The organism is Rectinema subterraneum, assembly GCA_009768935.1.
Taxonomy (GTDB): Bacteria; Spirochaetota; Spirochaetia; order Treponematales; family Rectinemataceae; genus Rectinema; species Rectinema subterraneum.
Map to the genome: position 1 here is coordinate 1 of WESA01000071.1, position 7,210 is coordinate 7,210.

Sequence of the window (7,210 nt, forward strand, 5' to 3'; positions counted from 1 at the left end):
TATACTCCTGCCGGTCATTACGGCTGCCATGATTATCGGTTCATTTGCACTGTATAACCGCGTGTTCGACATCGGGGTGACCTTGGTGTTTGGTTTTGTCGGCTATATCTTCAAGAAAATAGACTTTCCGACGGTTCCCCTGATTACTTCCTTCATTCTTGGGCCTATCGTCGAAAAGAACCTCCGGCAGGGGCTGGCATCATCCGGCGGGAGTTTGCTGCCGTTATTCACCCGCCCCCTATCACTGGGTCTGTTAATCGGCGCGGTAATCCTGTTTGCAATTGGCATGTATGTCAGCTTTTTCGCTGCGAAACGCGTCGAATCGCAGAAATGATATGAACAAGGAGGTGGTGCGAAAAGAAGGAATATCTGCAGGAATATCTCTTAGAGAAAGCTTTGCCGTAGAGCAGAGCAAAACCAGATCCATTTCGAATGGAGGCAAGATTTTATGAAGAAAATTGCTTTGAGCATGGTCGCCTTTCTCGTTATGTTCTCAGCGTTCTTTGTGGCGATATCGCCAGCGGCGGCATATCCAGACAAGCCCGTAACGGTTGTCGTTCCCTACTCGCCAGGCGGCGCAAGCGACATTACCGCCCGGCTCCTTGCGGAATACTGGAAAAAGTACACCGGCAAGGAAATGGTCGTGACCAATGTCGTCGGTGCTGAAGGCGCCGTCGCTGCCAGGCAGGTCCTGAACACCAAGGCTGATGGGTATACGGTGCTCTGGTACCACCAAGCCATCCTGGGGAATTACTACCTTGGTGTTGCTGACATCAGCTGGAAGGATTTAACCCCTGCGTGCGTCGTGATGAAGACATCGAGGGTGACCGTTACGCGTAACTCCTCGCCTTGGAAGAACCTCAGGGAAGCTCTTGATGATGCCAAGAAAAACCCTAAGAAGTACATCTACGGTGCAGGTGCTGGCGGAATCGCCTATCTCGAGTACGGCCCCTTGGAAATGGATGCTCCCGGCGCCTTTAGGGTTGTTCCAAATGAAGGCGGCGATGCCCAGAGGATCGCAGCGCTCCTTGGCAATCATGTCGATGCCATTCCTGTTGCGCTTATCTCGGTTGTGCAGTATCTCAAGTCGGGAGACATCAAGTGCCTCGCTTTGCATGACGTTGAAAGCGATCCGTTCATCCCCGATGTGCCTACAGCTTCGAGCCAGAATATCAAGAACCTGGTCTTCCCGATGACCAACACCTTCTTCTTCCCGAAGAACACGAGCCAGAATATTGTCAACGATTTCAACGGCATCATCGCAAAGATAGTCGTGGATCCTGAATTCAAGAAGAAACTGGCTGATATGGCCTATACAGTCCCCTTCTTCAAGACCGGAAAAGACCTGGAGAAGTTCTGGTCGGATCAGGACAGTGTCTACAAGGAAGTCGCTAAGTACGTGAAGTGATCGATCGCATTGCTGAATCATTCTTCAAGGGCAGGAGGGCAGCCTCCGGGGCTGCTCCCTGCTTGGATGGTTTGTAGGAAACACTATGAAGCTAGAACTTGTAACGGAAATTGGCATTTTGGCTTTTGGAATTGCGACTTTGGTGCAATCATTCCATATCAGGATTCTCAAATTTGGAGGCTCCATGGGGGGCGATGTGTTCCCAAAAGCGTTATCGATAGTCCTGATAATCCTTTCTGCAATAGTATTTATCATCGATCTCGGCAAGTATCTACAGAACAAGTACCTAAAGAAAACGAGAGCATCTGCCACAGAAGGCGCGTCAGTAGTCAAATCGGCAAAGGAACGCGGCTATTTGAACGTGCTCTTCTTCACCGTGTTGTTTGCGATCGATATTTTCAGCATCAGATATATCGGATTTGTAATGGCAATGATTCCCCTCATTTTTGCCAATTATCTTCTTCAGAAAAAAGAAATCAGGAAAACGGATTGGCTTATTGCGCTCGTATATGCGGTCGGTGTTACAGTCGCATTCTGGGCCCTGTTTGAGAAAGTATTTGAAGTGATGTTGCCCCAAGGCATCTGGTTCTAGGATCTGCCTAGATTTTCGCCGCTGTTGACAAAAGGCGACGGAAGGAAAAGGTCTGTTTGGCAAGACTTGAACAATATGTTATGGCATTTTTAACAGTTTTGCATGTGAGAGCTTAAAAGGGCATAGTTGTCATGGATGTCATCAAAGAGTTGCTCGAAGGTATTCCGCTTCCAAAGATGGTTAAGGTCAAGATGGCTTTTTCAGCCAAAAAAGTGGCTGACGTTGAAGCAGCTGTCAGACAGGAACTGGCAAAGCCGGGGATCTGCGACAGCATAAAACCCGGCATGCACATCGCAGTAGGTGTTGGCAGCCGCGGCCTGGCCAATCTGCCAACCTTGGTGCAGGTGCTGGTAGATGAACTTAAAAAACGAGGGGCGGTGCCTTTCGTCGTGCCGGCCATGGGCAGCCACGGCGGAGCGACCGCCGAGGGACAGACCGAGGTGCTGGCCAACCTCGGGGTAACTGAGGCCAGCGCTGGCTGTCCGATAGTGTCGTCGATGGAGGTTGTAGAGATTGGCCGTCTGGACAACGGCCTGCCGGTGTATATAGACAAAAATGCATGTTCCGCTGACGGCATTGTTTTTATCGCCCGCGTCAAGCCCCATACCGCCTTCCGCGGTCCCAATGAGAGCGGCCTGGTGAAAATGGTGGCAATTGGTCTTGGTAAGCAAAAAGGCGCCGAATCGTGTCATTCTTATGGTTTCAAATATATGGCCGAGCATATCGTGGCCATGACCAAAATCGCCCTGGCCCGCACGCCCATTCTCTTCGGGTTGGCAACGGTGGAAAATGCTTATGATGAAATTGCTCGCATAGTGGCCGTGCCGGCCGCTGATATCATCGAAACCGACTGCAAGTTGCAAGTGGAAGCGAAGGCGAATATGCCGAGCCTGATGTTCAAACAAATCGATGTGCTGATCGTCGACCAGATCGGCAAGGATATTTCTGGAGACGGTATGGATCCCAACATTACCGGTCGCTTCCCAACGCCTTACGCCAGCGGCGGTCCCGATGTATCAAAACTGGTAGTGCTCGATCTAACTGATAAAACCCACGGCAACGCCAACGGCATGGGGCTAGCTGATTTTGGCACCCATCGGCTGGCGAACAAGGTTAATTTCCAGATGACCTACGCCAACGGCCTGACTTCGACGGTAGTTCTGCCAACCCATATGCCGACAATTCTCGAGTCGGACTACGACGCAATCCGAGCGGCCATAAAGACTTGCAATGCCCGCGATTATTCCAGGGTACGGGTGGTAAGGATAAAGGATACGTTGCACTTAGGCGAGATAATGATCTCCGAGGCCATGCTAGCCGAAGCCAGGACAATTGCCGGTATTACGGTCGTCGGTGAGCCGCAAGCCATGAAGTTTGATGCCGCTGGCAACCTTGTCCGGGAGGAAGACTGATATTCAGGAAATCATCAGCGTAGAAATCGGAACAACCGACTGCCGGGTCGCTGCTTCCCAGGCGGGGTCCGACTATCTGGCAGTAATGCCGAATATCCGTGGAAGGGCGCGGCCTACGATTTCTTGATGCCAAGGATAATCATATGTTACTAGCCCCGATTCTATGTTACTAGCCCCGATTCAGGGAAAGGTTATTGTCAAGATTGCGCTATGAGCATTCTCTGCAGGAGGTTTCAATGCAAAACTTGAAAGAGTTATTCTTTGCTACAGGTGTCATCCCTGTAATAAAAATTGAATCAGCGGAACGCGCTGATGGATTAGCGGGTGCTTTGAGGGCAGGCGGTTTGCGCGTTGCCGAAATTACTTTCAGGACCAAAGCCGCCGCAGGTGTGATCGAGAAATTCGCTTCACGTCATCCTGATATCGTGGTTGGGGCAGGAACTGTCACGACAAAAACTGAAGTCGATAGTGCTTTGTCCTCTGGCGCAAAATTCATCGTTTCCCCTGGTTTTAATCCCGAGATCTGCGCGTATTGCATCGAAAAGAAAATTCCGGTTTTTCCCGGTGTAAGCAACCCTTCCCTCATTGAGCAGGCAATGAGTTTAGGACTAACGATTCTTAAGTTTTTCCCTGCCGAAGTATCGGGGGGAACAAAGGCACTCAAGGCATTCGAGTCGGTATATCAAGCTGTTACTTTCATTCCTACAGGAGGAATCCAGGAGAACAATCTGAATGAATACCTTACCATTAAAAATGTCCTTGCTTGCGGCGGCTCATGGATTGTTCCGACCGATTTGATTGAAGCAGGTAAATTCGATGCAATCACCGCGTTGATACAATCGTGCAGGCGTAGCATGCTGGGTTTTCTGCCGCTCACTTCCGAAATGAAATTGGATAACGCGTCAGGAGCTGATGCCGATCGTTTGTCCAGCCCTGTTCTTGAACTGAAAACACCATCCATACGCCGTACGCTCGCAATGCTTGGCATGAATGAAGAAACAAGCTCTTCGGCAAAAAGCGCTATTATTTCCTTGGGCGATACCAGGATCAGGATCATTGAATAGAATGTCATTTGTTTTAGCTAACTAGAAAAGAGGGAGAATATATTATGGCTAGCAATATTAAAGATGAGATTTTTAAAGGTAAAATCGTCGCGATTATTAGAGGTATTGGATCTGACAGAATCCTGGATACAGTGGGTGCCCTCTTGGAAGGTGGCATAAAGCTGCTTGAGGTAACTTTTAATCAGGAAGACGAAAGCAAAGCTCTTGATACTCTAAAATGTCTGGAGCTTATTAAAAGCAAATATGATGGACAAGTTTGCTTGGGGGCGGGTACAGTTATTACAGAAGACCAGGTTCAAAAAGCGGTAGATGCAGGGGCAGAATACATCATATCTCCTAATACTGATATAAATATCATTCGAAGGACAAAAGAATTAGGAAAGATTTCTATACCTGGCGCCTTTACTCCTTCAGAAATGGTGGCTGCATATAATGCCGGTGCAGATATTGTGAAGCTCTTTCCAGCAGGAATTTTGGGGATAGAATATATAAAAGCAGTGCTTTCTCCATTAAGCCACATCCCAGTAGTTGCTGTAGGCGGTATAAACGTAGATAATGTTAACCAGTTTATAAAAGCAGGGGCAAAAGGAGTAGGAGTAGGCGGAAACCTTGTTGATAAGAAGGCAATTTATTCAGGAGAGTATCATAAAATAACACTGGTAGCACAAACATATCTCAAGAAGCTTGAAGAGTCATAAATATGTATAATATATATTTTGATTCAGGCACATCAAATACAAGGGTTTACTTGCTAAAAGATGAAGAAATGGTTGATGTCGCTCAAAAAAATGTAGGGTCAAAAGATTCCTCAATTGCTGGGAGCAATCAGGTACTGCTTCAAGGGCTTAAGGAACTGTATGATAGAATCCTTGATAATAATGGGCTGAATGATGCGCAGATAGAGGGGGTATATGCATCAGGCATGGTTACAAGCCCATTTGGAATCAAAGAAGTGCCTCACCTATCTACTCCTATTACGGTAGAAAAACTGTATAGCTCTATGTATACCCACTATGAAGGTGAATTCTTTAAAAGGGATATACACCTTATCAGGGGGGCAAAAACCATTGCTGAGGGCTTTAAAGTAGATAAATACAATATTTCCGTTGCAAACAATATGCGTGGAGAAGAAATTGAGGTTTTCGGAATACTATCTGATCTTTCTGATGAGTGGAAGAGGGGAAACACAGCAATTTTCCTCCCGGGATCTCATACGCATATTGTATATGTAAAGCAAGGTATATTTCATGACATCCTGTCAACTTTTTCAGGAGAGCTGTTTCATGCGATATCCACTAGTACTATACTGTCCAGTTCTATTAGTTCTGAGGTTGACCAGTTGGACGAAGAGATGGTGATACAGGGCTACAGGAATCTAAATGAGTACTCGCTCAATAGAGCATTATATATAGCTCATGCAATGAAAATTTTTAATGCTTCCAATAAAATTGAGAGAAAATCCTACCTGGAAGGTGTAATTAACGGAGGAGTAGTATTAGGTTTTGAAAATACAGTGAAAAGAAAATGGAAGGAAGTAGACAGAGTTATCATTGCGAGCAGCAGTAATATCGCAAAAGTATATGAAATTCTATTAAAAGAATTGGAACGGAAATTCGAGATACTGACTCTGGTAGCTTCAGGGAAAGAAAGCTTTGCGGTAAAGGGGTTTATTGAAATACTAAAAAAAGGAGGAGTGCTATGTCAAAAAGAGTGCTTATAACCTCAAGGTCTTTTGGACAGGTAAGTGAAGAACCACTTAATATTTTTAAAGAAAACGGTATTGAAGTAGATTTTCAAAATGATGAATATAATGAAGAGAAGTTTCAGAGTATTATCGGGAATTATGATGCGCTAATAATTGGTGCTCATGAATTCTCCCCAAAGGCGATGGAAAAGGCAAAGAAACTCAAAATAATATGCAAGCATGGAGCAGGATTAGACAATATAAACCTTGAAGCCGCAAAGAAATATAATATACGTGTAACAAATGTACCCGCTACAAATTCAAATGCTGTAGCTGACCTCGCTTTTGGATTGATGCTGGATGTGGCAAGGAAGATATCTTTTGCTGCCAGCAGGGTGAAAGATGGTTTATGGGAGAGAGTAATCGGCACTGATGTTTGCTATAAGACTTTAGGCGTTATAGGCTTCGGAGCAATTGCAAAGAATGTGGCCAAAAGGGCCGGAGGATTTGGCATGAAAGTATTGGCATACGATCCGTATGTAACTGATCTGCCTGACGGATTTCCTCATGTAAGTCTTGTTACATTTGAAGATGTTATAAAACAGTCTGATTTTATATCTGTTCACGTGCCTTTGAATGACGCTACGAGAAATCTCATCGGCAGAGAACAGATGGAAATGATGAAGAAGGGAGCCTTTATTATAAATACATCAAGAGGCGGTATTGTCAATGAAGAGGCGTTGTATGAATATCTGAAAAACGGACATTTGGCAGGAGCAGGACTTGATGTTACCGAAAAAGAGCCGCCAACCGGCAGTCCGCTCTTGACTTTGGATAATGTAACTGTTGTACCTCATATAGGAATGTATTCTAAAGAGGCAATTAATGCGGTAAGTGTAATATGTGCAAGAAATGTAGTAAAAATGCTTAACAACGAACAGCCTGACCATATAGTGGTATAAAATGCATTTCGTCGAGCCTATAACGAATTTTGTGTAAACAGCATTATTCATAGCGGCACCCGGTCGCCGTAGAAAATAATAAATTGAC

The 7,210-nt window shown here is 45.8% G+C and carries 8 protein-coding genes; all 8 read left to right on the plus strand.

What is annotated here, in order from left to right; translation table 11 throughout:
- The coding region (locus GAP13_RS12125; RefSeq protein ID WP_186338849.1) for a tripartite tricarboxylate transporter permease at nucleotides 1–334 on the plus strand (334 nt) is incomplete at its 5' end.
- A gap of 114 nt (nucleotides 335–448) precedes the next feature.
- Nucleotides 449–1,408 carry a tripartite tricarboxylate transporter substrate binding protein gene (locus tag GAP13_RS12130; RefSeq protein ID WP_222126217.1) on the plus strand — a complete coding sequence of 320 codons (960 nt, stop codon included), beginning with the start codon at nucleotides 449–451 and terminating at the stop codon, nucleotides 1,406–1,408.
- 85 nt (nucleotides 1,409–1,493) lie between these two features.
- Nucleotides 1,494–2,000 (plus strand): tripartite tricarboxylate transporter TctB family protein, encoded by a 507-nt coding sequence (locus tag GAP13_RS12135; protein ID WP_158908575.1) that lies wholly within the window; start codon nucleotides 1,494–1,496, stop codon nucleotides 1,998–2,000.
- 131 nt (nucleotides 2,001–2,131) lie between these two features.
- A complete protein-coding gene (locus GAP13_RS12140) occupies nucleotides 2,132–3,412 on the plus strand; it encodes a nickel pincer cofactor-dependent isomerase, group 22 (protein WP_037382697.1) in 1,281 nt (426 codons plus the stop codon).
- Between the two features lie 236 nt (nucleotides 3,413–3,648).
- Entirely contained in the window at nucleotides 3,649–4,476 is an 828-nt protein-coding gene (gene eda / locus GAP13_RS12145) for a bifunctional 4-hydroxy-2-oxoglutarate aldolase/2-dehydro-3-deoxy-phosphogluconate aldolase (protein ID WP_158908576.1), read from the plus strand.
- A 44-nt stretch (nucleotides 4,477–4,520) separates the two neighbouring features.
- Nucleotides 4,521–5,174 carry a bifunctional 4-hydroxy-2-oxoglutarate aldolase/2-dehydro-3-deoxy-phosphogluconate aldolase gene (locus GAP13_RS12150; protein ID WP_037382699.1) on the plus strand — a complete coding sequence of 218 codons (654 nt, stop codon included), beginning with the start codon at nucleotides 4,521–4,523 and terminating at the stop codon, nucleotides 5,172–5,174.
- Nucleotides 5,175–5,176: 2 nt separating this feature from the next.
- Nucleotides 5,177–6,196 (plus strand): 2-dehydro-3-deoxygalactonokinase, encoded by a 1,020-nt coding sequence (locus GAP13_RS12155; RefSeq protein ID WP_037382702.1) that lies wholly within the window; start codon nucleotides 5,177–5,179, stop codon nucleotides 6,194–6,196.
- Complete coding sequence (locus tag GAP13_RS12160) at nucleotides 6,175–7,122, plus strand: phosphoglycerate dehydrogenase (protein WP_037382705.1); 948 nt, start codon at nucleotides 6,175–6,177, stop codon at nucleotides 7,120–7,122. Before GAP13_RS12155 ends, GAP13_RS12160 begins: the two co-directional genes overlap by 22 nt.
- The last annotated feature ends 88 nt before the right edge of the window (nucleotides 7,123–7,210 follow it).